Annotated in this window: 1 protein-coding gene; it reads right to left on the bottom strand. The window is 65.7% G+C overall.

Features of this window, described 5'->3' with window-relative positions; genetic code table 11:
• Positions 1–81 precede the first annotated feature (81 nt).
• Positions 82–729 carry a TnsA-like heteromeric transposase endonuclease subunit gene (locus tag PV679_RS36015; RefSeq protein ID WP_319685497.1) on the bottom strand — a complete coding sequence of 216 codons (648 nt, stop codon included), beginning with the start codon at positions 727–729 and terminating at the stop codon, positions 82–84.
• Between the last annotated feature and the right edge of the window lie 223 nt (positions 730–952).

Raw genomic sequence — 952 nt, 5'->3', positions numbered from 1 at the left:
GTGAGGATGTCTTGGAGGACAGACCTCTTCTACAGCAGCTCCGCTGCCTCGTTCACCGGACTTGACGAACAGCCGCCACGCTTAACTGAACGGCGTTGCCCCTAGCGGGTCCCTCTTCGGGCGCCGCTGCGAGGAGAACCAGTCCAGGGTGACCATGACGTGCGGCAGCCACCCCGCCGCGACCACGAAGCCCCAACCGCATGCCTTCGCCATCTCAGCGGCAGCCGCGAACGACTCTCTGTCCGTGTCCTTGATCAGCGCTGCCGGTCGGACATCGATCAACCACACCCCCGAACGGGTCCGCACCAAGTAGTCCGGGGTATGGTCACGCTCCCCGGCAGCACACGTGAAGCGGATCCTGAGCGGCTGCGAGACGATCTCCGTGACCTGCGCGTCAAAGTCCAGGGCCAGCAGCAGCTTTGACTCCTCCAAGCTCTCGGAGCCGTGCAGCCGACCCGTACTGACCATGAACGGCAGACCAGGACGGTGCCGCTGGGCCCGTCGCCAGGTGAACCCCCGCATCGGCTCCAGCGCAGCCAGGGTTCCCCGCAGCGCTCGGTCGAGCGGAGAGGAGGCATCCTCGCCGTCGACCCGCCACGTCACCGACCACCGTCCCTGCCACCCCTCGCCCAGGTCCAGACCGCCGCGACCGGACGCGAGCTCCACGGGGACAAGCAAGTCAACCCACGAGCAGCGATGCGACCACAACACGCCACCGCTGCCGGCCACGGGGACAGGCTCGTAACCGGAGACCGGCTCGGATAGTTTCATCCCCCCAAGGAACCAGCCCGCTGGCGACAGCACCGGCGAAGCCCGATCTTGGTGACAACAAGCGCGAAAAGTGAGCGCTAGTTGTTCTGTCCACGGAGGTTGGTGACAGCAATCACGGCTGGGTGATCTTGAACGAGTGAGGGCCTTCCGGGTTCGGTGTGGATTGCGACATCTCCACCGA

Origin of the sequence: Streptomyces sp. AK02-01A, from assembly GCF_033795305.1 — a bacterium.
Taxonomy (GTDB): Bacteria; Actinomycetota; Actinomycetes; order Streptomycetales; family Streptomycetaceae; genus Streptomyces.
Note: the sequence above shows the minus strand (reverse complement) of the source record. Positions and strands in the feature narration are given on the sequence as shown.